The organism is Kribbella antibiotica (assembly GCF_004349055.1).
Lineage (GTDB): Bacteria > Actinomycetota > Actinomycetes > Propionibacteriales > Kribbellaceae > Kribbella > Kribbella antibiotica.
This window is the reverse complement of record NZ_SMKX01000042.1, coordinates 21,675-46,141: the sequence shown is the minus strand read 5'-3', so window position 1 is coordinate 46,141 and position 24,467 is coordinate 21,675. Positions and strand designations below refer to the sequence as shown.

Sequence of the window (24,467 nt, the reverse complement as noted above, 5' to 3'; positions counted from 1 at the left end):
CCGGTCAGGGACGTTGACCCCAGCACGCCACGGGGCCCACCGTCGGTCGGGTGAATCGACGACGGATCTTCGCCCTGGTGGCAGTCATCGGCGTGCTCGCTGCGGGTGCCCTGCCGAGCGCCGCTTCGGCTCGGCCCGGCGGAACCACCACGATCATCAACGGGGATGCGAGCGGTCCGACCGTTCGGTTCGTCCCCGGCGGTGACGCCGTGGACGCTCATGACGGCGAGATTCAGAAGTTCGGTTCGCGCTACTACCTCTACGGGACGAGCTACGGCTGCGGCTACGAGTGGAACCGACCGGGCACCCCGTTCTGCGGGTTCAAGTCGTACAGCTCGACCGATCTGCGGAACTGGACCGACGACGGCTTCCTCTTTGACGGAACCACCGCGGCTTGGCAGCAGCGCTGCAACGGTTCGACGTACGGGTGTTATCGCCCGCACGTTCTCCACAACGCGGCCACCGGCAAGTACGTGCTCTGGATCAACTCGTACGACGTGGGTGTCGGCTATCACGTCTTCACCGCTTCGAGCCCGACCGGGCCGTTCACCGAGCAGGCGGTGCCGAAGCTTGCCGTCAACAACGATATTCCGCCGGGCGTGAACAACGGTGACCATGACCTGTTCCGCGACGACGACGGTACGGCGTACTTGGCGTACACGGACTGGCGTGCCGGTGGCGACATCATCGTGGAGAAGCTCGACGCGTCGTACCGGACTGGTACCGGGCAGCATGTGCGGCTCGGGGTGCGGTCCACCGAAGCGCCGTCGATGTTCAAACGCGACGGCAGCTACTACCTGACCCTTTCCGACCCGAACTGCGGCTACTGCACCACCGGTACGTCGTACTTCCGGGCGACGAGTCCTCTCGGTCCGTGGCAGGGCAGCACCGCGGACGCGCCCTGGCGACTGCAGAACCAGGCGCTGGCGGTCAACGGGGGAGGAGTCGGCCTGAGCAAGACGGGTGCCGGCTGGCAGGACTACGACCTATCGTTCCGCGCGACGCCAGTCCAGACCGGTAGCTATGGACAGGCTGGCTGGACCTTCCGCGCCACAAGCACCACCACCGGCTATGTGTGGCTGCTCGGCAACTACCCGCATCCAGGTGCTGAGGGTGGCAACCTGACAAAGGTCGTGTATCGCGATGGCTCGATCCAGCGGCTGGAGACTGTGAAGACCCCGATGCCGATCGTGAGCGGTCAGTCGTATCAGGTCCGCACGCAGGTCAGCGGCTCCACGATTCGCACCTGGGTGGACGGCGTACTGGTCGACACCACGACTGATACGACCTACCCGACCGGCCGGATTGGTTTCCGCGAGAACGACGGTGAGGGTGCGCTGTTCGACGATGTGCGGGTGACTGCGCCGGATGGCGCCGTACTGCTTGCCGACGATTTCAGCGGCGACCTGTCGGCCTGGGCCACCCCGCCGACCACACCGCGCGGCGAGAAGATCAGCACCAACTCCTGCGGTGGCCAGCCAGCCGATGTAGCTGCTCTCCCGGGTGGCACCTACCTCTACCAAAGCGACCTGTGGAACAGCGGCGCCGCCAACGAAGCCCTGGCCAAGCACCACTGGGAACCCCTGCGCTTCCGCGCGGACGGCTCCATAGAACCCCTGGAGTGCGGCAAGCGTTACGACCTGACCGTGCCCAAGCGTCGCGCCGTCTCAACTGGGGACGAGGGCTTCCACACCTACTGCGACATCGCCGGCTCTATCGCCCGCGCCCAAACCCTCACCGGCGCGCTCAAGTCCGTCAGCTACACAACCTTCCAGTCCGGCCACCCCAACGCACCCCTCACGCTGGAAGTCACCCGACTCACCTCAGCCGGACTCCCCGGCGAGGTGGTCGCCAGCCGCGTCGTACAGCCGTCTGAGGTGAGCTGGTCGCCGTCCCGCATCACCCTGCCGGTCAACGCCCAGGGCGAGCGGTTCGCCGTAGTCGTGAAGAGCACTGCGACCTCTGGCTGCTACGGCCTCGCCTACAACGACGCCAACCCGTACGCAGCCGGAACAGCCCTCTACAGCGACAACAGCGGCGCCACCTGGCGCGCTGAGTCGTCCAGAGACCTGCGGGTCAACTAGCGAGCGTAGGACGTGGTGACAGGCCTGCTGCGACGTAGGCCTCGTCGATGAGTTGCATGGTGATCACCGCGTCATCGGCGTCTGTGAGGAGCGGTGCGCCGGTGCGCAGGTGGGCCGCGAAGGCCTCCAGTTGATACGCGTACGACGACTTGCGGCCGAGGTGTTCGACCCAGTGATCCTCTTTGGTGGTGACGATGACGCGGTCGTCGTTGTGGGGAAGGACGAAGCTGGGAGCGAAGGCCTCGCCGCGGCTGCCGATGATCTTCATGCTGAAGTCGAGGGTCTCGGCGCCCATGCTGGTGCGCACCGCTCCCGTTGCGCCATTGGGGAACTCCAGGTCGGCGTTCAGCCACTCATCGACGCCGGGGACGCGCTTGCGCTCGCCGGCGCGGGCACTGACCAGACGGGGTGCGCCGCCGGCCCAGGGGGCTACGGAGCGCTGGGCGTGGAGGGCGTAGCAGCCGACATCCATCAGAGCGCCGCCTGCAAGCGCCAGGGACCAGCGGGGGTCATCCTCAGCAGGCGGAGGCATCACCATGGTGGTCTCTACGTGCTGGAGCTCACCCAGCTCGCCCTTGGCGAGCAACTCGTGCAGCCGCCGAGTCACTGGGTGGAAGAGGTAGTGGAAGCCCTCCATGACGGCCACACCGCGCTCCGCGGCAGCGTCGCGCACCGACGCTGCCTCGATGGCGTTGCTGGCCGACGGCTTCTCCGTCAGCACGTGCTTGCCTGCGGCAATGGCTTTGAGGTTCCACGGGCCGTGCAGCGCGTTCGCCAGCGGGTTGTAGATCACCTCGACCTCAGGGTCGGCGAGCACATCGTCGTACGACGCATGGACGCGCTCGACCCCGTGTTCCGCCGCGAAGGCAACGGCGCGGTCGCGGTCCCGGGCAGCGACGGCGACCAGCCGGGCACCGGTCAGCCGGGCCGGTTCAGCGATCGCGCGGCCCGCGATCCGGGCCGCACCAAGGATCCCAATACGCAGCGGTTCCATACATCTCCTCTGCCAATAGCCAACACAGCCCCCGAGTGGGCCGGTGGTGATCCAGAAGGCGTCATCCTCGCCTACGAACGCTCGGACAGATATCCCCGGACCGCCATCCGGACCCGAAAACGGGCACGTTCACTCTGCGTTCATATCGCCGTGTGTCGCGATAGTTGAACATTGGGTGATCGGCAGGGATCTGATCAAATCACCGTGGTGGGTCGACTGATCAGGGTGGAACCCTCAGGATGTGCCCATGAGTACCGTGCAGGTCCAGGTTGATCGGAGCAGTCGAACACCGTTGCATGTGCAGCTGGCACAGCAGCTCGAGGCAGCGATCCAGGGGGGAGAACTCCCGGTCGGGTCGCGGCTGAGCAACGAGGTGGACCTTGCGGAGGCGTACGGGCTGAGCCGGCCCACGGTGCGGCAGGCGATCGCCCGCCTGGTCGACCAGGGACTGCTGGTCCGCAAGCGCGGTGTCGGGACGCAGGTGGTCGGCAACTCCGGCCAGGTGCGCCGTTCCCTCGAGCTCACCAGCCTGTACGACGACCTGGCCGCAGCGCACCGTAAGCCGGAGACCGAGGTGCTGCGGCTCGGAATCGCGCCGGCCACCGCGGATGTCGCTACTGCGCTGCAGTGTGAGGTTGGCGACCGTGTACTCCGCCTGGAGCGACTGCGTCGAGCAGATGGTGAGCCGCTGGCGCTGATGCGCAACTGGCTCCCGCCGGACCTCCTGCAGACCGATCCGACGACTCTGGCCGAGCGAGGGCTCTACCAGTTGCTGCGCGCAGAGGGCGTGCGGCTGAAAGTGGCCCACCAGACCATTTCCGCCGTACCGGCGTCTCCGGAGCAGGCTCGGCTGCTGGCTGAGGAGCCCGGGCACCCGCTGCTGGCCACGACCCGGATCACCTACGACGACCACGGCCAGCCGGTCGAGTTCGGCTCCCACCTCTACCGCGCCAGCCGCTACTCCTTCGAACACACCCTGATCCACCGCTGACCTGCACCTTGCAACAACGTGCAACTTTGTGGACCGGCTGATGCGGCGCGGATACGCTCGGTGAGCCTTTGGCATGGGACGGTTATCCACAGGCCGCGATGAGCGAGTGGCGCCGCGCGCAGGTTCCTTGAAAGGATGGTCGCGCAGGGTGACCTTCAGGTCGCCAGACGGGACGCAACGGGGAGAGCGATGACAGCCGACAGACTTGCCGCGCGCCGGTCGGGCTGGGACGACGCGGTCGAGCTCATCGACGCTCAGGTCCGCGACGTCGTCCGTCGCGAGGGCATCGACCCGCTCCGCGACCCGGGTGCCGTGAGCACGATCGTCGCCACCGTCGTCCGGGAGTACGACGAGCGCAGCCTGACCGGCGTGGTTCCGCCGATCGGCGATATCGAGGCGGTCAGTCGCGAGGTCCATGACCGGGTGGCCGGGTTCGGCCCGCTGCAGCGGTATCTGGACGATCCGACGGTCGAGGAGATCTGGATCAACGAGCCGAGCCGGGTGTTCATCGCCCGCGAGGGCCGGCACGAGCTGACCACGACCGTGCTGACGGAGGAAGAGGTCAGCGATCTCGTCGAGCGGATGCTGAAGACCACCGGTCGCCGCGTCGACGTGTCGCAGCCCTTCACCGACGCCCGGTTGCCCGACGGCAGCCGCGTGCACATCGTCCTCGGCGGGATCACGCAGCGGTACGCGGCCATCAACATCAGAAAGTTCACGGTCGGCGCGACCCGGCTGGGAGACCTTGTCCAGCTCGGCTCGCTGACTCCGCACGCTGCGGCGGTGCTGGATGCAGCGGTCGTCTGTGGGCTCAACATCCTGGTCTCGGGTGGAACGCAAGCAGGTAAGACCACGATGCTGAACGCGCTGTCCGGCTCGATCCCCGGCAGCGAACGCGTGATCAGCTGTGAAGAGGTCTTCGAGATCAAGCTCCCGATTCCCGACTGGGTGTCGATGCAGACCCGGCAGGCCGGGCTGGAGGGCACCGGCGAGGTTCGGCTGCGGGACCTGGTCAAGGAGTCGCTGCGGATGCGGCCGTCCCGCGTGATCGTCGGCGAGGTCCGTGGCGAGGAGTGCCTGGATCTGTTGCTGGCTTTGAACTCAGGCCTCCCCGGCATGTGCACGATCCACGCGAACTCGGCGCGCGAAGCGCTGACGAAGATGTGCACGCTGCCGCTGCTGGCCGGCGAGAACATCGGCTCCCGGTTCGTGCTGCCGACGGTGGCCGGCTGTGTCGACCTCGTTGTGCACCTGGGGATCGCGGCCGATGGGAAGCGCCGGGTGCGGGAGATCCTGGCGGTGAGCGGACGAATCGAGGACCAGGTCATCGAGACCGAGACTCTCTTCGGCACCGTCGACGGGTTGCTGCGGCGGGCCGAGGGACACCTGCCGCATCCCGAGCGCTTCCAGCTGGCCGGCTACAACGTGTCCGGCCTGCTGACCGAGCTGCCGCGAGGTCAAGGCTGATGGGGCTCATTCTCGGATTGTTCTTCGGGGTCGGCGTGCTGCTGATCATCGCGACGTTCGTGGCGCCGGCCGAGGCCCGCGCGGCGACGGACGGTCGCCTGATCACGCGCAGCCGCGACCTGCTGGCCGCTGCCGGGGTCGAAGGGGTGACACCGGCGGCCTTCATCGGAGCGTGCCTGATCACGGGCCTGATCGGTTTCGTGGTGATGTTCGCCGTGTCCGGTGCCTGGCCGGTGGGCTTCGTCTTCGGTCTGATGGCCGGCTTTGCGCCGATTGCGTTGGTGCGGAGTCGCGCCCGGAAGCGGCTGGCCGAGTTCCGTGAGCTCTGGCCGGATGTCGTCGACAACATCGCCTCCGCGGTCCGGGCCGGGTTGTCGCTGTCGGAAGCCTTGGCCCAGGTGGGTGAACGCGGTCCGCTGCCGTTGCGCGAGCCGTTCCGCCGCTTCGGCGCCGACTACTCGTCGACCGGCCGGTTCGCGGAATCGCTGGACCGCTTGAAGGCCCGGCTCGCGGATCCCGTCGGCGACCGGGTCATCGAGGCGCTGCGGATCGCGCGCGAGGTCGGCGGCGGTGATCTCGGCCGGCTGCTGCGGTCGTTGTCGGCCTTCCTGCGCGACGACGCCCGGACCAGGTCCGAGCTCGAATCGCGGCAGTCGTGGTCGGTCAACGGCGCTCGCGTCGCGGTCGCCGCACCGTGGCTGGTCCTGGCGATGCTGTCCTTCCAGGGTGACGTGATCCAGCGGTACAACTCACCGGTCGGCGCGATCGTCATCGGCGTCGGCGCGGTCATCTGCGTCTTCGCCTACCGGTTGATGCTGCGGATCGGCCGGCTGCCCGAGCCTGAGCGGGTGCTGCGATGAGCCCCTTGCTGCTAGGCGGTGTGCTCGGCGCGACATTCGGTGCCGGTCTGCTCATCGTCGTACGGCGGATGCCGTTCCTGCGCAAACCGTCGACCGACGACCGGATCGCGCCGTACCTGCGAGATCTCGACGGGACCGAGGTGTTCCTCGGAGCCGCCGCGTCGAACTCACCTTTCTACGCGATCCTGCGGTTGTTCGGCCCCTCGCTGCGTTCCGGCGCCCGCCGGCTGGAGCGGGTTCTCGGCGGTGCGAACTCGATTCGCCGGCGGCTCGCCCGCGCCGGGATCGAGCGGACCGTCGAAGAGTTCCGGATCGAGCAGTTGCTGTGGGGGACCGCCGCGTTCGGTGCCGGCCTGGTCGCCTCACTGATCGCAGTCGCCGCCGGAATCGGCAACCCGGTTGCCATGCTGGTCTTCTGCGGGCTGCTCGGGGTGCTCGGAGTGCTTGCCAGAGACACCTATCTCGGTACGCAGGTCCGGAACCGCGAGCGTAGGTTGCTCACCGAGCTACCCACGGTTGCCGAGTTGCTGGCCTTGTCCGTCGCCGCAGGCGAAGGTCCGGCCGCCGCCCTCGACCGGGTCGCGCGGTCCTGCCGCGGTGACCTCGCGGATGAGCTGAAACAAGTGCTGGCCGAGACTCGGGCCGGCGACACACTGGTTCGCGCATTGGACGCGCTGGCCGAGCGCACCGGCCTGCTGGCCCTGTCCCGGTTCGCCGACGGACTGGCGGTCGCGCTCGAGCGCGGTACGCCGCTGGCCGACGTACTGCGGGCACAGGCCGGCGATATTCGTGAGGCCGGTCGGCGGGAGCTGATCGAGTCGGGGGCCCGTCGTGAGGTCGCCATGATGGTGCCGGTGATCTTCTTGATCCTGCCGGTCACCATCGCGTTCGCCTTCTACCCAGGCGCTGTCGGAATCCGGCTGATCGCCGGATGAAACGAGGAGAAGTCATGTCCCAACTGATGACGAGAATGTACGTGGCGCTGTTGACGTCGCGGCCGGCGCGGAAGGAGCGTGGCGACGTTCCGGGCTGGGTGCTGATCACAGTGATGACGGCCGGCTTGGTCGTTGCGATCTGGGGCCTCGCAGGCAAGCAGTTGGCCCAGATGCTTCAGAACGCGCTGGACTCCGTCTCCAACAAGTGACTCAACGACTCAGGCGGAGGAGCGACCGTGGATCCGCGGTCGTGGACTTCGTGCTGGTCGCGATGCTGGTGGTGCCGTTGTTCCTCGGCATCCTTCAGGTCGGTCTTTACCTGTATGTGCGCAACACGGTGACCGCTGCTGCCTCCGAAGGTGCCCATTACGCCGCCGTCCTGAACCGGTCGCCGGCCGACGGCCAGGCCCGGACGCGGGAGCTGATCAGCGGCGTGGTGAACGATCGCCTGGTCGATTCCGTCGAGGCGAGCGCGACCGATATCGACGGTCAGCCGGGTGTCGAGGTGATCGTCACGGCCCACATGCCGTCGCTCGGTTTGTGGGGGCCTTCGGTCGACTTCAGCGTCGCCGGACATGCGGTGAAGGAGACCGGCGAATGACGAAGGACGAGCGTGGCAGCGCGGTCGTCGAGTTCTCCTGGCTCGCCTTGCTGCTGATGGTCCCGCTGGTCTACGTGATGCTCGGCGTCTTCGACGTCCAAAGGGCCTCGTACGGCGCGACTGCCGCGACCCGCGCGGCCGGGCGGGCGTTCATCATCGTGCCGTCCGGCTTGTCGGAGGACGAGGCCCGCGACCGTGCCTTCGAGGCCGCCCGCCTGGCGATGAAGGACCAGGGCATGGAGCTTTCGCCGGGCCAACTCACGATCAGCTGCAACCCCGCCTGTCTGCAGCCCGGTTCAACGGTGACGGTCACGCTCAACACCAGCGTTGCGCTGCCGTTGATCCCCGACGCGCTCGGCGGCGAGCCGCCCGCGATCCAGATCAGCTCGTCCCACACCGAGCCGTACGGCGACTACCGCGAAGCCAAGGGCGACGGATGAGCCGCCCCCGCGACGAACGCGGCCAGATGACCGTCCTGATCATCGGTTTCACCTTCGTCATCCTGCTGATGATCGTGGTGGTGACCGACATCTCCAAGGTGTTCCTGGTCCGCCGCGATCTGGATTCCACCGCCGACGGCGCCGTCCTGGCCGCCGCGAACGGGCTGGCCGCGATCTACGCTCAGCCCGCCGCCGACGGCAACGCCGAGCTCGATCCCGACCAGGCCCGCCGGCTGACCGCCGAGTATCTGGATCAAGTTGCCGCGAGCAACCGTTTCGACGGCCTGGACTGGTCCGCCGACGTCACCGGTACGACGGTCACTGTGCAGCTGACCTCGACTGTCGAGCTGCCGTTCCAGCCGCCCGGATTCCCCGGTACCGCGGATATCGGTACCGAGGCGTCGGCCGTCGTACCGATCCGTTAGGCCGTGCGCCGCGAGGGGACGACGTACAGGACGAGGATGATCAGCATCGTCACGACCGCGGCGATCCCGACCGCGTGGTAGCCGTCGACGAAAGCGTCTTTGACCTTCGCCAGCACGACCTGGTCGGTGCTCTCGAATCCGTCGACCCAGGAGCCGCCGGTCACCGAGAGGCGGGCGCGGTAGACGACGGTGGCGAGGCTGCCGAGCAGTACCAGCCCGGTGGCGATCCCGATCTCGTTGGCTGTCTGCGCCAGTGACGCTGCCGAACCGGCTCGCTCCTGCGGCGCGTGGGAAATGATGTCGTTCATCAGGAACGGGAGGGCGCCGCCGATCCCGGCCGTCGTCAGGACAGCGCCGGACGCCACCGCCACCAGACCGATGCGGCCGCTCGGGAGCAGCGCGAACGGGATGAAGCCCACGATCATCAGCAGCAGACCGCCCAGGACGACTCGCGACGGCGCGAACCGGCGGCCGAGCCATGGACCGAGGTTCGAGGCGATGATCATCGCGATCATCGACGGGATCATCCACACGGCCGCCGCTAGCGGGGACAGGCCGTGCACCGACTGCAGGTAGAAGCCCGCGAAGATCGACGTACCGCCCATTAGCAAGGCGGTCAGGAACAGCACCCACATCGCACGACTCACGCCGGGCTGCCGGAGCAGCGACAGGTCGACCAGCGGGTGCTCAAGTGTGTGCTGCCGACGGACGAACACCGCACCAAGGACGAGTCCGATCACGCCGAGGCCGACGCACTCCCATACCGGGGTGCCGTTGACGGCCCACTTGAGCGCGGCCACCAGGGAGAGGATCGAGGCGAGGCAGAGCGCGGAGCTGCGGAGATCCAGCGGTGTGTGCAGCTGCGCCGGTGATTCCGGGAGTAGCCGCGGCGCGGCGAGCAGAGTCAGCACCATCACCGGAACGCCGAGCAGGAACACCGAGCCCCACCACCAGTACTGCAACATCACGCCACCGATGAGCGGAGCGACCGCCATCCCGACGAGGAAGCAGGTCATATAGGCGCCCATGGCTGAGATTCGAGCCTTCGGGTCCGGGAAGAGCTGGCCGATGAGAGCCATCGAGGCCGGCATGATCGCGGCACCGGCCAGGCCCATCACCGCGCGCGTCGCGATGATCATCCAGGGAGCGGTCGAGAATGCGGCCACAGCCGACGCGATCGCGAACACAGTCGCGCAGATGACGATCAGCCGGCGCCGCCCGATCCGGTCACCGATCGCGCCCATCGTGATCATCGTGCCGCCGACCATGAACCCGTAGATGTCGTTCATCCACAGCAGTTCGGTCGGCGACGGCCGCAGGTCGGCCGCCATCCGCGGTAGCGCGACGCCGAGCACGCTGATGTCGATCGCGATCAGCAGCGAGGGCAGCGCCAGGAGGACCAGCGCGAGCCGCGGACTGCGCCGGCGGGGAGTGGTCAGGGTGGTCATGAGGAGTTCCTCTCGGTGGGTCTTCACTCATGCGTCGGATCAGGTACCCGATTTTTGACATGGGTTGGGGCACTGTGAGGACATGCAGATCGATTTGAGCGGACGGAAGGCCCTGGTTTCCGGATCGAGCCAGGGGATCGGGCTTGCGATTGCGACTCAGCTGGCTCGCGCCGGGGCGGCGGTGGTGGTCAACGGGCGGACGGCCGACAAGACCGAAACCGCGGCTGCGCAGGTGCGGAACGACGTACCGGGCGCTGAGGTGACTGCGGTCGCGGCGGATCTGGCGTCGAGTGAAGGGGCTGAGCAGTTGCAGGCCGAGGTTCCGGATCTCGACATCCTGGTCAACAACCTCGGGATCTTCGGGGCGAAGCCGGTGCTGGAGGTGGACGACGACGAGTGGCGGCACTACTTCGAGGTGAACGTGCTGTCCGCGATCCGGCTGATCCGGATGTACCTGCCCGGAATGACCGAGCGCGGCCGCGGCCGCGTGCTCAACATCGCCAGCGACTCGGCCATCGTGACGCCGGTCGAGATGGTGCACTACGGCGTCACCAAGACGGCCCTGCTCGCCGTGACCCGCGGCTACGCGAAGGCCGCGGCGGGGACCGGCGTCACGGTGAACTCGGTGATCGCCGGCCCGACTCACACACCAGGCGTCGAGGACTTCGTGCACGAGCTGGTCGGCGACGACCAGGAATGGGATGACGCGCAACGCCAGTTCATGCGCGAACATCGCCCGTACTCGCTGATCCAGCGCCTGATCGAGCCGCCGGAGATCGGCAACCTGGTCGTCTACCTCAGCTCCGACCTCGCCTCGGCGACCACCGGCGGAGCGGTCCGCGTCGATGGCGGTTACGTCGATTCCATCCTGCCTTAAACCTCCATGGCGGGTTTCCGACATGTCGTAGCTCCCCGCGGCGTGCAACCCCTAACGTGAACAAACGAACGGTTCCTACGTTAAAGGGGAGTGGCCATGAAACGACGGGTCGGCGTTGTTCTTGCGAGTGCCATCGCAGCCGGACTCCTCTTTGCGTCCGCCGGTCTGGTCGCCCAGGCCGGCGGGTCCGCCGTACAAGCAGCCTGTACGGCGCCCGCCTGGGCCGAGGGTGTTGCGTACGCGACCGGCGCCAAGGTGAGTTATCAGAGCCGGACCTACCAAGCCCGCTCAGCGCACACCGCGCCGCCCGGATCTGGCTGGAACCCGGTCGCCGCGCCTTCGCTCTGGCTCGATCTCGGCGCCTGTGACAGCACGCCGCCGACCGACCCGCCGACCACCCCGCCGCCCGGCCAAGCGACCTGTGCGGTGAAGTCGCGCCCGGCCGGCAAGGTGCTGCACGGCTACTGGGAGAACTGGGACGGCTCCTCGAACGGCGTGCACCCGCCCTTCGGTTGGACGCCGATCACGGATAGCAGGATCGGTCAGCACGGCTACAACGTGATCAACGCAGCCTTCCCGGTGATCCTCTCCGACGGCACCGTGAAGTGGGAGGACGGCATGGACGCGACCGTGAAGGTCGCCACTCCGGCCGAGATGTGCGCGGCGAAGGCGGCCGGCCAGACCATCCTGTTGTCGATCGGTGGCGCGACCGCCGGGATCGACCTCAGTTCGTCGACTGTCGCCGACCGGTTCGTGGCAACCGTCGTACCGATTCTGAAGCAGTACAACTTCGACGGCATCGACATTGACGTAGAGACCGGGCTGACCGGTAGCGGCAACATCAACCAGCTCTCCGCCTCGCAGGCGAACCTGATCCGGATCATCGACGGCGTACTGGCGCAGATGCCGTCGAACTTCGGACTGACGATGGCCCCGGAAACGGCCTACGTCACCGGTGGCAGCGTCACCTACGGCTCGATCTGGGGCTCGTACCTGCCGATCATCAAGAAGTACGCCGACAACGGCCGGCTGTGGTGGCTGAACATGCAGTACTACAACGGCAGCATGTACGGCTGCTCCGGTGACTCGTACTCCGCCGGCACCGTCCAAGGCTTCGTCGCCCAAACCACCTGTCTGAACAACGGCCTCGTCATCCAGGGCGTCACCATCCGCGTCCCCTACGACAAGCAGGTCCCCGGCCTGCCCGCCCAGAACGGCGCCGGCGGCGGATACATGTCGCCGTCCCTGGTATCCCAGTCCTGGAACAGCTTCAACGGCCAACTCAAGGGCCTGATGACCTGGTCGATCAACTGGGACGGTTCAAAGAACTGGACCTTCGGCGACAACGTCAAGGCACTGCAGGGCCGTTAACCGAACAGGCCTGGGTGGTCTGTCAGCCAGGTCTCGAAGGTTCGAGCGGTGTGGCCGGTCAAGAGCTCTACACCGGGCTCGATCGGCTGCGGAAAACCGACGCGCGAGGCCCAGTACGCCAGCAGGGTCTCGCGCTGACCTTCGTCCCGCATCTGCATCTCGGCGCGCGCTTGGTCGGGCGTCAGATCAACAGCTTCGATCGGTACGCCGGTCAGTTCGGTGACGAGCGCGATTTGGTGGCGTCGGGTCATGGAGACCGGGCCGGTGAGTGGGTAACCGCGACCGTCGTGGCCGTTGCCGGGGCCGTCGAGCAGGATCCGCAGGGCGGCGTCGGCGATGTCTTGTTCGTGGATCGGCGCTTCCTCGGCATCGAGGTAGGGGAGCCGGATCTGGCCGGTCGCCCGCACTTGGTACGACCAGTACTTGGCGTTGCTCATGAAGGCGCCCGGCTGCAGGCGGGTGGTTGCGTAGGAGCCGACGGTGACCGCCTGCTCGGCCTTCGCATGCGGGTCCTCGGGGCCGCCGAGTGCGGACAGTGAAGAGAGTAGGACGACCTGCTTCACGCCTGCTGCTTCCGCGGCGGCGACGAAGGCCTGCGACCCTGAGTGGTTTGAGTAGAGGAAGACCTGGCTGACGCCTTCGAGAGCGGGCGCGGGGTCGGCGGCGTCGTACGCGATGGAGCCCGGGAGGGCGGACGGGTCGCTGCTGCCGACGCGGACGTCGTGGCCGGCGTCGAGCAGACCTGCGGCGACGGCGCGGGCGATCGCGCCGCGACCGCCGGTGACGAGAATTGTCATTGGATAAACTCCAAAGATGTAGTGACTACAAGATTGGTTTCAGTAAAACAGCATGCTCTACGGTTGTCCAATGGAGCTCGGTCGGCGCGAACGGAAGAAACAGCAGACGAAGGCGGCGATCTCGGAGGTCGCGACACTGCTGTTCCTCGAGCGCGGCTTCGACGCGGTGACGGTGGCCGAGGTCGCCCGCGCGGCGGATGTCGCCGTACAGACTGTGTTCAATCACTTCCCGGCGAAGGAGGATCTGTTCTTCGACGAGGAGGGGTGGTGGCTCGGGCCGGCACGCGCTGTTCGGGAGGCCGGTGATCCGCTGGATGCGCTCGAGGCGCACTACCTCACGTCGATCCGGGAGCGGCTCGCGGTTGGGCATCTGGCGACCTGGAAGCAGTTCGTCGCGACGATCGAGGGCAGCCCGGCGTTGCAAGCGCGGCGACGGTTGCAGGCCGATGAGTTGGTGCGGACGCTGGCTGAGGCGCTTGATGAGAGGTCGGACGAGCGTGTGCGCAATCGCCTGCTCGCGGCCCAGTACTCCGCCGCACAGAACCTGTTCGAGGACGAGCTGATGCGGATCCTGCCCGACGACGCATCGCCCGCCGAGCTGGTCGAGGCGCAGCAGGCGCTCGAGAAGGTGGTCGCCGAGGTGTTCGCCGTGCTCAGAAACGGTTTAACGGCGCCTAGGGGTTAGCGGGTACGCTGCACTGTTGTGGCTGGACTGGATTTTGATGCTGAGCTCAAGCAGCTCGACGCGACACTGACCTCGATCGAGAAGGTGCTCGATCTCCCTTCCCTGCGCAAGGAGATCGCCGAGCTCGGCGAGGCCGTCGCCGCGCCCGACCTGTGGGACGACCAGGCGAACGCGCAGAAGGTAACGTCACGGCTGTCCAGGCTGGAGTCCGATGTCGACCGCGTCACGGGGCTGCGGTCCCGGGTCGAAGATGTCGGCGTCCTGATCGAGCTGGCCCGCGAGGAGAACGATCCCGACAGCATCGCGGAGGCGGAGAAGGAGCTCGCCTCGGTCGCGAAGCTGATCCAGTCCCTCGAGGTCCGCACCCTGCTCTCGGGTGAGTACGACGAGCGCGACGCGCTGGTCACGATCCGCTCCGGCGCCGGTGGTGTCGATGCCGCGGACTTCGCCGAGATGCTGCAGCGGATGTACCTGCGCTGGGCCGAGCGGCACGGCCACGCCACCGAGGTCTACGACACGTCGTACGCCGAAGAGGCCGGGCTCAAGTCGACCACTTTCGCCGTCAAGGCGCCGTACGCGTATGGCACCTTGAGCGTGGAGTCCGGGACGCACCGGCTGGTCCGCATCTCGCCGTTCGACAACCAGGGCCGGCGGCAGACGTCGTTCGCCGCGGTCGAGGTCGTGCCGGTGCTCGAGCAGACCGACGAGATCGACGTACCGGACGAAGAGATCCGGGTCGACGTGTACCGGTCGTCCGGCCCGGGCGGTCAGAGCGTCAACACGACCGACTCCGCGGTCCGGCTCACGCACATCCCGACCGGCACCGTGGTGTCGTGTCAGAACGAGAAGTCGCAGCTGCAGAACAAGGCGTCCGCGATGGTCATCCTGAAGGCCAAGCTGCTCGCCCTGAAGAAGGCCGAGGAGCGCGCCCACCTCGACTCCCTGCGCGGCGACGTCCAGGGTTCGTGGGGCGACCAGATGCGCAACTACGTCCTGCACCCGTACCAGATGGTGAAGGACCTGCGGACGCTGTACGAGTCCGGTAACACGACCGGCGTCTTCGACGGCGAGATCGACGACTTCGTCGAGGCCGCCATCCGCTGGCGCCGCACCGGCCAGACGGTTGCCGAAAACAACTGACCTTCGCGCTGACTGCGGCAACTGCTTCGGCCTTTGCTGCGTCGCGCTGACGTTCAGTAAGTCCGCCGACTTCGCGATCAACAAGCCGGCGGGTGAGGCGTGCCGCAATCTCGACGACGCTTTCCGCTGCCGCATTCACACTGAGCTGCGCCCGAAAGGCTTCCAGGGCTGCACGGTCTATGACTGTTTCGGTGCCGGCCAGGAGTTGTCTCGTCGCGCTGGCAAGAGCTGGCGGGAGCAGCCGGGCGCCGACATGTTCGCCGCCCTCCCCATCCTCCGCCAGCTCCATGAACTCCTCTGGTACCTGACAGAAGCCCTTACCTACAAGGCGTCTGCGAGTATCCACCCAGACCTCCGTACGGCGTTCGCCCGCGTCGAGACCGTGAGCCGCACCGCCGACCTGGCCGCTGTCGACGTGACGGCGGAGCGGGCGGCGGTCAACGAGCTGCTCTTGCAGACCAGCAAGCTAGTCCGCGGAAAACAGCCCAAGTCGAAGGAACGCCGAGGCGCCGACCTGATGGGCAAACGCCTCCGCGGCACCGACCTCTCGAACGCGAACCTCCGCGGCGCCTACCTCATCGCCGCCGACCTCTCGAACGCCAATCTCCGCCAAGCCGACCTCATCGGCGCCGACCTCCGAGACACGAACTTGGAAGGCGCCGACCTCACCGGCGCCCTCTTCCTCACCCAGTCCCAGGTCAACGCCGCCCAAGGCAACGCTCAAACGAAGCTCCCAGCAACTCTCACTCGTCCGTCGCACTGGTAGCCCGCCGCGGGCGCACCAACCGCCACCCGCGATACCCGAGGTAGCCAACAGCCGCGAGCCCGAGCCCGGCGACGACGATCCAGGCTCGCGAGCCTGGGGCGTAGACCACCACAGGGTCCGTGTCACCGGCGTACTGAGCAGGGTGCTGGTCGCCGACCTGGCCGCCGACACCGTCGAACAGAACATCGTTCAGCCGTACCGTGCCGTCCTGGCTGACAAAGTCGCCGTACATGCTGCAGCCGCGGCTCTTCAGCCCGTTCGGAGTGCACTCTTTGCGCATTGCCGTGAAGGTCCCAGGAGTCCCGTCGTCGCGGGCCGCGCGCAGCGCGCCAGGCAGCTGGACCACCACTATGACAACCGCGAACACGGCTAAGAGCAGGTAGAGCGTACTGAGCAGCGTGCGACCGATACGCCTGACGGCAACTCCACCTTCCACCGCCGCATCGTACGTCGACTCGGACCGCCCAGCCTGCCTCGGCGAGCGGCCAAAGACACGCCGACCCACCCTTGTGCACGAACGCCATCTTTGAGTACCCACCAACCATTCCCCGCCCAGAAAAATGGTTGGTGGGTACTCAAAGTGCGCTCGGGCGGCTGGTGGGTGCCCAAAGACACGCCGACTCACCTTTGGGGGCGAAGGGCATCTTTGGGTAGCCACCAACCATTCTGGGGCCGGGAAAGTGGTTGGTGGCTTCTCAAAGTGGAGGCGGGTTAGGCGCGGGTGCGGCGGAGTTGGTGAGTGACGGGGGCCATTAGGACGGCGATGGCGGCTAGGCCGAGGGCTACTGCGGCTAGGGCGCCGCGGAAGCCCCAGGTGGTGCTGGCTAGGGAGAGGAAGACCGTACCTACGGTGGCGGCGCCGAGAGCTAGGCAGGTTTGCTGGCTGGTGAGGAGGATGCCGCTGCCCAGTCCTGCTTGGGCTGGTGGGACCTGGCTGACCACTACGCCGATCAGCGGGATCATGACCAGGCCACCGCCGATGCCGATGATCAGCATGGGCAGGGCGAGCTTGAGGGCGCTCACGTCTGGCCAGAGCATCAGTGCGGCGCCGGCGAGCAGCACGTAGCCGCCTGCGTTGATGATCCAGCCCCAGACGACCATGCCCACGCCGTACCGGCGTTGCAGCGCAGGTCCCCAGATGCAGGTGATCAGGAAGCCGATGGCCAGCGGCAGGAGGCTCAGACCGCCTTCTAGCGCGGTCATGTGGGCGCCCGCCTGGGTGGCGATAGCGAAGACGAACATGAAGCCGCCGAAGCTGGTGAAGAACCCCACTGCCATCAGGAGGCCGATCCGCATCGCGCGGTGCTTCAGGACCGACGGTGGGATCAGGGGAGCGTGCCCAGACCGCTCAGAGCGCCGCTGGTGCAGTGCGAGCAGACCCACGGCCGGTACGACGGCCGTCAGGCTGATCCACGTCCAGAGCGGCCAGTGGAGTGCGCGGCCCTCGGTAAGCGGCAGCAGGAGGAGTACCAGCGTGAGAGCGAGCAGTGCAGCGCCGACGAGGTCGACGCGATGTGCCTCAGCCGCCTTGGTGTCGGGAACCGTCACAGCAACCGCCACCAGCGCCACCAGCGCACCAAGAGCCAGCACCACGAACACTGCGCGCCAGCCGAGCCCAAGCGGGTTGGCGTCGGTCAGCACGCCGCCCAGGATCTGACCCAGCGCAGCGGAGATGCCATTGGCCACGCCGAACAGCGCCATCCCACGCGCGCGGTTCTCACCGGTCATCAGACTGGTGATCGACGCCAGCACCTGCGGCGTGACGGCGGCAGCCGACGCACCCTGGACGACCCGGGCGAGCAGCAGGACCGACACCGAGGGCGCAAGAGCGCACACCAGCGACGCCACTGCGAACCCAGCCAGACCGAGCAGCAAGAGCCGCCGACGTCCGAAACCGTCGCCGAGGCGGCCGCCGACCACGAGCAGCGTCGCGGCCGCGATGCCGTAGGCGCCGACGACGAGCTGGAGCGACCCGGCGCTCGCATGGAGATCAGCGCCGATCGCGGGCAGCGAGACGTTGACCATGAAGAAAGACAGCATCGGCAACAGCGAGCCGAAGAGCAGCGACGTCAGCGCAACCGGTGCCAGCGACGTGGCCGGCGGCTGGTGCGTAGTGAGGGTGGCAGTCATGAGTACCAGGTTGCGCCGTTCTGGATCCTGGTGGTGAGAGCCTGATTATCCTATTACTGACAGCACCTGGCACCAGTCTGCGCGGCAGGGCACCATAAGAACATGAACGAGAGTCAGGACGCACGCAGGCGGGAGCTCGGACTCTTCCTGCGCACCCGGCGCGAGCGGATCCAGCCGGAGGAGGTCGGGTTCGCCCCAGGATTCCGACGCCGTACGCCGGGTCTGCGGCGCGAGGAGGTTGCGCTGCTAGCCGGGGTCGGGGTGACCTGGTACACCTGGCTCGAGCAGGGACGCGACATCAACGTCTCCGCGCAGGTGCTGGAGGCGATCGCCGGGACACTACGGCTGGACCGGCTGGAGAGCAATCACCTGTACACCCTGGCCGGTCTGCGGTTCGGCCCGGCGCCGGGGGGAGTGCACGCTGCTACCGCCGTCAGTGCAGAAGACGCTCGACGCGGTCTCGCCGTACCCGGCGATCGTGATGAATGAGCGGTACGACGTCGTGGCGTTCAACGACGCCTATTGCCGGGTGGTGCTGGATCTGAACCAGGTGGCCGTCGAGGAGCGCAACATCCTCTGGCTGAATTTCGTTTCCGACGAGTGGCACTGCACCTTCGTCGACGGGGCGTCGGTCCGGCACCACATGGTCGCGGCGTACCGGGCAGCGTCGGCCAACCACCTCAACGAGCCGTCCTGGCAGGAACTGACGCAAGGACTGCTGGCCCGGTCTCCGGAGTTCGCCGCGATGTGGGAGCGGTACGACGTCGCTTCACCGAGCTCGCGAGTCAAGATGCTCGACCATCCCGAGGCCGGCCTGCTGCGGGTGGACCCGGCCATCATGTGGCTCTCGCAGGCCGGGCAGTTCCGGGTCAACGTCTACACCGCCGCCGACGAGGAGACCGAGGCAAAGTTCCTCCGGCTCGTCGGCACTCCGGCGAAGAGTCCCGCCGGCCGCGGGGCGGTGCGGCCGGCGGGAGCTCGCGTGAGCCCGGGACAGAGCCCACGCGAGCAGGTGTTCAGCTAACTCAGAGGTTGCGGTCGATGATCCGGGCGCGGATCCAGATACCGGCTTCCTTCAGCTTCGACGTACCGGTGAAGCTCGTGCCGTCGCAAGTGCCGGGCTTGAAGACGGCACCGCTGCGCCCGTCGTCGGAGTAGTTCCAGTTCGTCCAGCCGATCTGCTTGGCCTTCAGGAAGTCCAGGTACTTCTTCGACCAGGTGAAGTCGTTGGCACCCTCACCGAGGTAGTTCTGGGTACCGAACTCGGTGACGAACAGCGGGATCTTGGTGGATGCGCGCGACAGGGCGTTGAAGTTGTCCTCGTGGTGCGAGGCCGCGTAGAAGTGGAACGTGTACATGATGTTCGTCGCGTTGATCTGGTTGTTGACGACATCGGCCTCGGTGCGGTCGTCGGAGACGCCGAGCGACGACCAGGCGTGGGTGCCGATGAAGATGACGCTGTCGGAGTCCTTGGCCCGGATGGTCGGGATGACCTTCTCGGCGTACGACTTCACCTTCGCCCAGGTGACGCCGTTCGGCTCGTTGGCGATGTCGTACAGGATGTTGTTCTTGTTCTTGTGCCGCTCGGCGATCTCGGCGAAGAACGTCTTGGCCTTCTCCGTGTAGATGTTCGGGTCACCCGGGTCGAGCTGGTGCCAGTCGACCAGGGCGTACATCCCGCGCTTGGTGGCTTCCTCGATGTAGCCGTGCACCATGTCGGTGAACTTGCGCGGGTTGGTCTCGTAACCGTCCTCACCCTCGGCGACGTACATCGAGATGCGGAGGATGTCGGCCTTCCAGTCGGTGGCCAGGGCGTCGAGGGCGGGCTTCTTCTGGCAGTCGGGGAACCACTGGATGCCGTGCGTGCTCATGCCGCGCAGCTGGACGGGAACGTTGTTCTGGTTGCACAGCTTCAGGCCGCAGACATGCAGCTGGCCGTTGCGCGATACCGGGGTGTCCGCCGCCGGGGCGGATACCGATGCCTTCGCGTCGAGGTCGATCTTGACCGCATTCGCCGGAAGGTTGGGGAGAAGTGCGACCGCGGCCAGCAGAATGCCGGCCGTCAAGGAACGCATCATTGACTGCCTCCTAATACATTGGGGCGGGGAGGTAGCGAACAACTATTAGGAAACCTTCCTGATAGTTGCCAGGAACCTAATGTCGACGCTGAGCGTTGTCAACGGCTTACGCCAAGTGATCAGGTTTCGATCAGGCAGTACTGCGGTCGGGCCACACCTGCTTGAGGGTGGACAGCGTCACGGCGATCGCCGGCCGGCGGGCCGCAATCTCCCGCCAGACCGCGTAAATCCGGCGGCTCGGGGCCGGCTGCAACGGTACGGCGACGACGCCGTCGGGCACCGGACCCCTGCCCAGGCGTGGAAGCAGGCCGATGCCGATGCCACGGGCAAGCATCGCCAACTGAGTCTGGTACTCAGCCACTGAATAGGCGACATCGGGCTCGACGCCGGCCCGGCGCATCGTCCGCATCAGCCACTCGTGGCAGATCGATCCCGGGATCTGGCAGATCCAGCGCTCGCCGACCAGGTCCTCGGCCCGGACGAACTCCTTACCTGCCAGCCGATGCGACGCAGGCACCAGTACGTCGGCCGGGTCCGAACCGAGCTTGACCCGCGCCAGTCCCTCGGGCAGGGCCAGCGGAGTGTTGGCCCAGTCGTGCACGACCGCGATATGCACCTCGCCCCGATTGACCGCGGCGACGGCCTCGAACGGATCGGTCTCGTCGACCCGGACATCGAGCCCCGGGTGCTCATCGATCAACCGGCTCAATGCCGCCGGCAACAAACCGCGGGCCGCCGTCGGGAAGGCGGCGATCCGGAGCGTCCCGATCGCTTCCCCGCGTTGCTCCTCCAGCGTCAGCTCGGCATCCTCGACCAGCTCGAGGATGCGGGCCGCGGTCGCGGCGAGCTGCTGAGCGGCATCCGTGAGAACGATCCCACGGCCCTGCCGCTCGATCAGGGTGGTCCGGGTCTCGCGCTCGAGCTTGGCCAGTTGCTGCGACACCGCCGACGGTGTGTAGCCGAGCACCTCGGCCGCACGATTGACCGACCCGTATCGCGCGACGGCGTGCAGGGCGCGCAGGCGGCCGAGATCGATCATTTAGCGCTCCTACAGTGATGGCGGTAGCAATCGGTGCTGGTCCTTAACTCTAGTCCAGACCCACACTGGCTGCATGAAGCCTCGTGACCTGCTCCTCGCCCTCGCCGTCGTGATTGCCTGGGGCGTGAACTTCGTGGTGATCGAGGTCGGCCTGGAGGATTTCCCGCCGTTGTTCTTCTCCGCCCTGCGATTCCTTTTCGCCGCCGTTCCGGCAATCTTCTTTCTCGGCCGCCCCCGGGTCGCCTGGCGCTACGTGATCGGGGTCGGACTCGCGCTTGGCGTCGCGAAGTTCGGGCTGTTGTTCGTCGCAATGGATCACGGCGTACCGGCCGGGCTGGCGTCCTTGGTCCTGCAGAGCCAAGTGATCTTCACCGTGCTCTTCGCCATCACCGTGCTCCGCGAACGCCCCCGCCCGGCCCAGATCGCCGGCATCGCGATCGCCTGCCTCGGCATGCTGCTGATCATGCTCGACCGCGGGCTCTCCGCACCCCTCGGCGCGCTCGCCATGGTGATCCTGGCCGGCGCCTGCTGGGGCGTCTCCAACACCATCACCCGCTACGCCAAGCCCTCGGACACCCTCCGCTTCATGGTCTGGGTCAGCGCAGTCGCCGTCCTCCCGCTGACCCTCCTGTCCCTGCTCACCGAAGGCCCACGCGCCGACCTCGATGCACTCTGCGGCATCGACCTCACCGGGATCGGCGCGCTGGCCTACCTGGCCGCCGTCGCCACCCTCTTCGGCTTCGGCATCTGGGGCTACCTCCTCCGCCAGTACGACGCCAGCACCGTGGCACCCTTCTCGCTCCTCGTACCGATCGTCGGCATGGCCGCCGCCTGGCTCCTCCGCGGCGAAGCCGTCGGCCCCCAACAAGCAATCGCAGCCGCCCTAGTCATCGGCGGCATGGCCTGCACGGTCATAAGACGACGTACTAACCGATCTGAAGGGGCGGCATCTGCCAGCCTCGAGCCAGCGACGACTCGTACGCCGGAGTTCCACCGGCAAAGTACTCCGTGAACTTCATGATCAGCGGGTCCCAGCGGAGCGGGTCGATGTAGCGGTCGTTGCTCATCAGGAGCTCTTCGCGGACCTGGACCTGCTCGACCTTCATCGCGAGTGCACACAGGTGCTCCTCGGGCCCGCCGATCGGGTGGATGGCGTCGATTCGGCCTTCCAGGGTGATCGGGCTCTCCTCGACCGCGTCCAGGCCGGTGACAGGTCCCGTCGTACGGGTGAGTCCGGCGGCGGCGAACTTGTCAGGTTCGTAGCGGTAGCCGCGGGCGCGCTTCGAGTCGGACATCTCTTCGGAGCCGGTGAGCAGCGCGATGCGGTCGAGGGCGGCGACCATGGGCGGGTCGACCAGGTTGAGGATGAGTTCGGGACGGTCGACGAGGTTCTTGACCGTCTGTGCGCTCGTTCCCATCCCGAGCATGGCGTGGTAGCCCAGCCACCACGCGGACGACATCGGGGCCAGGTTGGTGGACCCGTCCGGATTCCGCGTGCTGATCAGGACTACCGGCGTACCGAAGTAGAGGACCTTGGGCTCGACTGTGCGCTTCATGCCCCATGGAACGCTGGGGCAGCCAGATGTGTGAGGGCTACTCGTACGGGTTGTTCGGGGCGGTGACGGTCTTGACCGAGTCGATCGTGAGGGCGGCGACGTCGCCGTCTTCGCGCTTGCTCGGCTCGGCCCACTCGCCGGTGACGGTGACCCATTGGTTGCGCGGCGGTGCGGCTTGGCCGCGGGCCTCGACCATGAAGGCCGTGGCGTCGGCGACGCAGCAGGTCAGGCCCATCCGGGTCACGTACCAGTTGCCGTTCTTGGCGGGGGTGACGAAGCCGGTGAGGCTGAAGGAGCGGCCCTTCATGCTCTCCTTCTCCCACACCGCCCAGACTGCATAGTCCCGTACGGCGAGGTTGACCGGACCGCCCTGCGGGTTGTCGGCCAGCCAGGAGTTGCTCTTCGGCTGGATCGGCTTCGAGGCCACGGGGGACTGTCGGGCGGCAGCGGAGGCGCCGAGCGCGGGCGGGTCGACGACCAGGAGGGCGAAGATCGGGATCAGCAGCAGCCAGGCTGCTTTTGGCAAGCCGTTGTGCCCGTGCCCGTCGTCGCCGCTGTGGTCGTGTCCCTCTTCCTCAGGGTTCTTCTTCCGGGTGTCCATCAGTACGTCGGCCACGGCGAGGGCGATCAGGATGAGCCCGGCCGCCAGCAGCATCCAGCGCATGCCGGGCTTCACGTACCGCAGATAGGTGTTCGAGACCGCGAGCTGAACCGTCGCGGCCCCGACGAAGACGATCACGAGACCGGCCACGTTGCGCTTCACAGCAACCACCACCCCACTAGAAGACTGGCCAATATGGCGACGACGAACGTGGCCGGTGCGAACCGGACGGCGAACTTCGGGCCGAAGGTGCCGGCCTGGAGAGCGATGAGCTTCACGTCGACGATCGGGCCGACCACCATGAACGCGAGCCGCGCGGTCAGCGAGAACTGCGTCAGGCTGGCGGCCACGAACGCATCCGCCTCCGAGCAGATCGCCAGCAGGACGGCGAGCAGCCCGAGGACCAGCACCGACAGCAGGAGGTTGCTGGCCACGTGATCGAGCCAGGCGCGCGGTACGACGACGTTCAGGGTCGCGGCCGCGGCGGCGCCGACGACCAGGAACCCGCCGGCGTGCAGGAAGTCGTGCAGCATCGACGAGCGGAACACCTCGAACTTGGGGGTGCCCTCGGCGTGCCGGTTCTTCGGAATCTTCAGCCAGTCGCTGCCCTTGCCGGTCAGCAGCCACAGCCAGCCGAGGATCATCGAGATCGCGATCGAGGCGACCGCACGAGCGATCACGACCTTCGGCTGCCCGGGGAACGCCACCGCGGTCGACGCCAGTACGACGGGGTTGATCGCGGGCGCCGACAGCAGGAACGCGATCGCCGCGGCCGGCGTGACGCCGCGAGCCATCAACGCGGCCGACACCGGCACCGAAGCGCACTCACAGCCCGGCAGGATGACGCCCGATGCGGCGGCGACCGGTACGGCGAAGGCCGGGTGCTTGGGTAGAGCCTTCGCGAAGAAGGACGCCGGCACGAACGCGGTCAGCGCCGCCGACAGCAGTACGCCGAGCACCAGGAACGGCAGCGCCTGGACGGTCACTCCGACGAACATGGTGGCCCAGGTGCGCACCCCCTCGTCGGTGAAGGCTCCGGCGAAGATCCGGCGCCCGAACAACGCCAGAGCGACCAGCAGGATCAGGGTCGCGGTGAACGCGATCGATGTCCCAGCCGGTTCTTTCGGCGGCTTCTCGGCCTTTTCGGCGACGTCAGCGGGCGCACTCATGGGCGGAATCCTG

The 24,467-nt window shown here is 67.2% G+C and carries 27 protein-coding genes; 17 read left to right on the top strand and 10 right to left on the bottom strand.

The features are described from left to right. The first annotated feature begins 50 nt into the window (after positions 1-50). Complete coding sequence (locus E1263_RS17005; protein ID WP_132168418.1) at positions 51-2,084, top strand: family 43 glycosylhydrolase; 2,034 nt, start codon at positions 51-53, stop codon at positions 2,082-2,084. Here E1263_RS17005 and E1263_RS17000 read toward each other — a convergent pair. Continuing rightward, the gene (locus tag E1263_RS17000) at positions 2,077-3,078 is read right to left on the bottom strand and encodes a Gfo/Idh/MocA family protein (RefSeq protein ID WP_132168416.1); all 1,002 of its coding nucleotides are present in this window, start codon (positions 3,076-3,078) and stop codon (positions 2,077-2,079) included. The two genes, E1263_RS17005 and E1263_RS17000, sit on opposite strands and share 8 nt — an antisense overlap. 247 nt (positions 3,079-3,325) lie before the next feature. Between E1263_RS17000 and E1263_RS16995 the strand changes: the two genes are divergently transcribed. The 8 genes from E1263_RS16995 (at position 3,326) to E1263_RS16960 (ending at position 8,797) form a co-directional block, all read left to right on the top strand. Continuing rightward, complete coding sequence (locus tag E1263_RS16995) at positions 3,326-4,069, top strand: GntR family transcriptional regulator (RefSeq protein ID WP_132168414.1); 744 nt, start codon at positions 3,326-3,328, stop codon at positions 4,067-4,069. Between the two features lie 189 nt (positions 4,070-4,258). Continuing rightward, complete coding sequence (locus E1263_RS16990; RefSeq protein WP_132168412.1) at positions 4,259-5,536, top strand: TadA family conjugal transfer-associated ATPase; 1,278 nt, start codon at positions 4,259-4,261, stop codon at positions 5,534-5,536. Further along, on the top strand, positions 5,536-6,396 hold the full coding sequence (locus E1263_RS16985; RefSeq protein WP_132168410.1) for a type II secretion system F family protein: 861 nt from the start codon (positions 5,536-5,538) through the stop codon (positions 6,394-6,396). The genes E1263_RS16990 and E1263_RS16985 overlap by 1 nt, the downstream gene beginning before the upstream one ends. Then, positions 6,393-7,331, top strand: a complete 939-nt coding sequence (locus E1263_RS16980) for a type II secretion system F family protein (RefSeq protein ID WP_132168408.1) — start codon at positions 6,393-6,395, stop codon at positions 7,329-7,331. Before E1263_RS16985 ends, E1263_RS16980 begins: the two co-directional genes overlap by 4 nt. Positions 7,332-7,345: 14 nt before the next feature. Continuing rightward, complete coding sequence (locus E1263_RS16975; protein WP_132168406.1) at positions 7,346-7,540, top strand: hypothetical protein; 195 nt, start codon at positions 7,346-7,348, stop codon at positions 7,538-7,540. Between the two features lie 41 nt (positions 7,541-7,581). Then, the gene (locus E1263_RS16970; protein WP_238161293.1) at positions 7,582-7,932 is read left to right on the top strand and encodes a TadE family protein; all 351 of its coding nucleotides are present in this window, start codon (positions 7,582-7,584) and stop codon (positions 7,930-7,932) included. Beyond that, positions 7,929-8,372, top strand: a complete 444-nt coding sequence (locus E1263_RS16965) for a hypothetical protein (protein WP_132168404.1) — start codon at positions 7,929-7,931, stop codon at positions 8,370-8,372. The genes E1263_RS16970 and E1263_RS16965 overlap by 4 nt, the downstream gene beginning before the upstream one ends. Continuing rightward, positions 8,369-8,797, top strand: coding sequence for a pilus assembly protein TadG-related protein (locus tag E1263_RS16960; RefSeq protein ID WP_238161292.1), 429 nt, complete (start codon positions 8,369-8,371; stop codon positions 8,795-8,797). Before E1263_RS16965 ends, E1263_RS16960 begins: the two co-directional genes overlap by 4 nt. Here the strand turns inward: E1263_RS16960 and E1263_RS16955 are convergent. After that, on the bottom strand, positions 8,794-10,245 hold the full coding sequence (locus E1263_RS16955) for an MFS transporter (RefSeq protein ID WP_132168402.1): 1,452 nt from the start codon (positions 10,243-10,245) through the stop codon (positions 8,794-8,796). The two genes, E1263_RS16960 and E1263_RS16955, sit on opposite strands and share 4 nt — an antisense overlap. A gap of 82 nt (positions 10,246-10,327) precedes the next feature. Here E1263_RS16955 and E1263_RS16950 point away from each other — a divergent pair, with 82 nt between their 5' ends. Together E1263_RS16950 and E1263_RS16945 are read left to right on the top strand one after the other, a co-directional pair. Then, positions 10,328-11,122: an SDR family NAD(P)-dependent oxidoreductase gene (locus E1263_RS16950; protein ID WP_132168400.1), complete on the top strand. Its 795-nt coding sequence runs from the start codon at positions 10,328-10,330 to the stop codon at positions 11,120-11,122. Between the two features lie 96 nt (positions 11,123-11,218). Further along, the gene (locus E1263_RS16945; RefSeq protein ID WP_132168398.1) at positions 11,219-12,493 is read left to right on the top strand and encodes a carbohydrate-binding protein; all 1,275 of its coding nucleotides are present in this window, start codon (positions 11,219-11,221) and stop codon (positions 12,491-12,493) included. Here the strand turns inward: E1263_RS16945 and E1263_RS16940 are convergent. Then, positions 12,490-13,290, bottom strand: coding sequence for an SDR family oxidoreductase (locus E1263_RS16940; protein WP_132168396.1), 801 nt, complete (start codon positions 13,288-13,290; stop codon positions 12,490-12,492). The genes E1263_RS16945 and E1263_RS16940 overlap by 4 nt on opposite strands. 70 nt (positions 13,291-13,360) lie before the next feature. Here E1263_RS16940 and E1263_RS16935 point away from each other — a divergent pair, with 70 nt between their 5' ends. From E1263_RS16935 to E1263_RS16925, 3 genes are read left to right on the top strand one after another with little or no spacing between them, the layout of a single operon-like run. After that, positions 13,361-13,975 (top strand): TetR/AcrR family transcriptional regulator, encoded by a 615-nt coding sequence (locus E1263_RS16935; protein ID WP_132168394.1) that lies wholly within the window; start codon positions 13,361-13,363, stop codon positions 13,973-13,975. An 18-nt stretch (positions 13,976-13,993) separates the two neighbouring features. Next, entirely contained in the window at positions 13,994-15,115 is a 1,122-nt protein-coding gene (gene prfB / locus E1263_RS16930) for a peptide chain release factor 2 (protein ID WP_132168392.1), read from the top strand. After that, entirely contained in the window at positions 15,099-15,881 is a 783-nt protein-coding gene (locus tag E1263_RS16925; protein ID WP_132168390.1) for a pentapeptide repeat-containing protein, read from the top strand. The genes prfB and E1263_RS16925 overlap by 17 nt, the downstream gene beginning before the upstream one ends. On the opposite strand, the gene E1263_RS16920 is transcribed toward E1263_RS16925, so the two are convergent. Beyond that, on the bottom strand, positions 15,859-16,317 hold the full coding sequence (locus E1263_RS16920) for a hypothetical protein (RefSeq protein WP_132168388.1): 459 nt from the start codon (positions 16,315-16,317) through the stop codon (positions 15,859-15,861). The two genes, E1263_RS16925 and E1263_RS16920, sit on opposite strands and share 23 nt — an antisense overlap. 275 nt (positions 16,318-16,592) lie before the next feature. Continuing rightward, positions 16,593-18,011 (bottom strand): MFS transporter, encoded by a 1,419-nt coding sequence (locus tag E1263_RS16915; protein WP_132168386.1) that lies wholly within the window; start codon positions 18,009-18,011, stop codon positions 16,593-16,595. Positions 18,012-18,113: 102 nt separating this feature from the next. Between E1263_RS16915 and E1263_RS43255 the strand changes: the two genes are divergently transcribed. Both E1263_RS43255 and E1263_RS43250 read left to right on the top strand, forming a co-directional pair. Continuing rightward, positions 18,114-18,500, top strand: coding sequence for a helix-turn-helix domain-containing protein (locus E1263_RS43255; protein ID WP_202868919.1), 387 nt, complete (start codon positions 18,114-18,116; stop codon positions 18,498-18,500). Then, positions 18,448-19,035, top strand: coding sequence for an MmyB family transcriptional regulator (locus tag E1263_RS43250; protein WP_202868918.1), 588 nt, complete (start codon positions 18,448-18,450; stop codon positions 19,033-19,035). Before E1263_RS43255 ends, E1263_RS43250 begins: the two co-directional genes overlap by 53 nt. Position 19,036: 1 nt before the next feature. Here E1263_RS43250 and E1263_RS16905 read toward each other — a convergent pair whose 3' ends face one another. Together E1263_RS16905 and E1263_RS16900 are read right to left on the bottom strand one after the other, a co-directional pair. Beyond that, positions 19,037-20,089, bottom strand: a complete 1,053-nt coding sequence (locus tag E1263_RS16905; RefSeq protein ID WP_132168384.1) for a glycoside hydrolase family 5 protein — start codon at positions 20,087-20,089, stop codon at positions 19,037-19,039. A gap of 130 nt (positions 20,090-20,219) precedes the next feature. After that, entirely contained in the window at positions 20,220-21,128 is a 909-nt protein-coding gene (locus E1263_RS16900; RefSeq protein WP_132168382.1) for a LysR family transcriptional regulator, read from the bottom strand. A gap of 73 nt (positions 21,129-21,201) precedes the next feature. Here E1263_RS16900 and E1263_RS16895 point away from each other — a divergent pair, with 73 nt between their 5' ends. Beyond that, the gene (locus E1263_RS16895) at positions 21,202-22,140 is read left to right on the top strand and encodes an EamA family transporter (RefSeq protein WP_132168380.1); all 939 of its coding nucleotides are present in this window, start codon (positions 21,202-21,204) and stop codon (positions 22,138-22,140) included. On the opposite strand, the gene E1263_RS16890 is transcribed toward E1263_RS16895, so the two are convergent. The 3 genes from E1263_RS16890 to E1263_RS16880 are packed head-to-tail and all read right to left on the bottom strand — an operon-like array spanning position 22,055 to position 24,454. Then, complete coding sequence (locus tag E1263_RS16890; RefSeq protein WP_132168378.1) at positions 22,055-22,684, bottom strand: flavin reductase family protein; 630 nt, start codon at positions 22,682-22,684, stop codon at positions 22,055-22,057. The genes E1263_RS16895 and E1263_RS16890 overlap by 86 nt on opposite strands. Positions 22,685-22,721: 37 nt before the next feature. Then, on the bottom strand, positions 22,722-23,447 hold the full coding sequence (locus tag E1263_RS16885) for a TIGR03943 family putative permease subunit (protein ID WP_238161291.1): 726 nt from the start codon (positions 23,445-23,447) through the stop codon (positions 22,722-22,724). Beyond that, entirely contained in the window at positions 23,444-24,454 is a 1,011-nt protein-coding gene (locus tag E1263_RS16880) for a permease (RefSeq protein ID WP_132168374.1), read from the bottom strand. Before E1263_RS16880 ends, E1263_RS16885 begins: the two co-directional genes overlap by 4 nt. Positions 24,455-24,467 lie beyond the last annotated feature (13 nt).

Coding starts and splice junctions, on each gene's coding strand:
- E1263_RS17000 (WP_132168416.1), bottom strand. CDS start 3,078: ATGGAACCGCTGCGTATTGGGATCCTTGGTGCGGCCCGGATCGCGGGC.
- E1263_RS16995 (WP_132168414.1), top strand. CDS start 3,326: ATGAGTACCGTGCAGGTCCAGGTTGATCGGAGCAGTCGAACACCGTTG.
- E1263_RS16990 (WP_132168412.1), top strand. CDS start 4,259: ATGACAGCCGACAGACTTGCCGCGCGCCGGTCGGGCTGGGACGACGCG.
- E1263_RS16985 (WP_132168410.1), top strand. CDS start 5,536: ATGGGGCTCATTCTCGGATTGTTCTTCGGGGTCGGCGTGCTGCTGATC.
- E1263_RS16980 (WP_132168408.1), top strand. CDS start 6,393: ATGAGCCCCTTGCTGCTAGGCGGTGTGCTCGGCGCGACATTCGGTGCC.
- E1263_RS16975 (WP_132168406.1), top strand. CDS start 7,346: ATGTCCCAACTGATGACGAGAATGTACGTGGCGCTGTTGACGTCGCGG.
- E1263_RS16965 (WP_132168404.1), top strand. CDS start 7,929: ATGACGAAGGACGAGCGTGGCAGCGCGGTCGTCGAGTTCTCCTGGCTC.
- E1263_RS16960 (WP_238161292.1), top strand. CDS start 8,369: ATGAGCCGCCCCCGCGACGAACGCGGCCAGATGACCGTCCTGATCATC.
- E1263_RS16955 (WP_132168402.1), bottom strand. CDS start 10,245: ATGACCACCCTGACCACTCCCCGCCGGCGCAGTCCGCGGCTCGCGCTG.
- E1263_RS16950 (WP_132168400.1), top strand. CDS start 10,328: ATGCAGATCGATTTGAGCGGACGGAAGGCCCTGGTTTCCGGATCGAGC.
- E1263_RS16945 (WP_132168398.1), top strand. CDS start 11,219: ATGAAACGACGGGTCGGCGTTGTTCTTGCGAGTGCCATCGCAGCCGGA.
- E1263_RS16940 (WP_132168396.1), bottom strand. CDS start 13,290: ATGACAATTCTCGTCACCGGCGGTCGCGGCGCGATCGCCCGCGCCGTC.
- E1263_RS16935 (WP_132168394.1), top strand. CDS start 13,361: ATGGAGCTCGGTCGGCGCGAACGGAAGAAACAGCAGACGAAGGCGGCG.
- E1263_RS16915 (WP_132168386.1), bottom strand. CDS start 18,011: ATGACTGCCACCCTCACTACGCACCAGCCGCCGGCCACGTCGCTGGCA.
- E1263_RS43255 (WP_202868919.1), top strand. CDS start 18,114: ATGAACGAGAGTCAGGACGCACGCAGGCGGGAGCTCGGACTCTTCCTG.
- E1263_RS16905 (WP_132168384.1), bottom strand. CDS start 20,089: ATGATGCGTTCCTTGACGGCCGGCATTCTGCTGGCCGCGGTCGCACTT.
- E1263_RS16900 (WP_132168382.1), bottom strand. CDS start 21,128: ATGATCGATCTCGGCCGCCTGCGCGCCCTGCACGCCGTCGCGCGATAC.
- E1263_RS16895 (WP_132168380.1), top strand. CDS start 21,202: ATGAAGCCTCGTGACCTGCTCCTCGCCCTCGCCGTCGTGATTGCCTGG.
- E1263_RS16890 (WP_132168378.1), bottom strand. CDS start 22,684: ATGAAGCGCACAGTCGAGCCCAAGGTCCTCTACTTCGGTACGCCGGTA.
- E1263_RS16880 (WP_132168374.1), bottom strand. CDS start 24,454: ATGAGTGCGCCCGCTGACGTCGCCGAAAAGGCCGAGAAGCCGCCGAAA.